We start from the raw sequence: 274 nt of genomic DNA on the forward strand, positions 1-274 counted from the left end.
AAGCGTTTGCAAATTTTGTGTTTGGCTAGTGCGTGAACGTGAGCAATATGTTGACGATGCGCTCGAAGGCGAAGCCAGTTACTACCGTGATGATGCCACATCGTGGTTTATGGCAGCTAACAGGACGTCATCTCATGCCAATCGCTTTATCAGGTTTGTATATTGGTACAGGCTGCGACCTCACCGAGCAGGTGCGGTCTTCTTCGGTTGGTTTTTCTACCGCTGCGCCACGGTAAACTCGGTATTTACCTCGGCATGCGCGCACCATTGATGC

The 274-nt window shown here is 50.7% G+C and carries 1 protein-coding gene; it reads left to right on the forward strand.

Going from position 1 to position 274, the window contains the following annotated elements:
- Positions 1 to 271: hypothetical protein (locus L9G74_RS20520; protein ID WP_238898612.1), on the forward strand; the 271-nt coding region annotated here is incomplete at its 5' end.
- Positions 272 to 274 lie beyond the last annotated feature (3 nt).

It is taken from the genome of Shewanella electrica (assembly GCF_022321485.1).
Lineage (GTDB): Bacteria > Pseudomonadota > Gammaproteobacteria > Enterobacterales > Shewanellaceae > Shewanella > Shewanella electrica.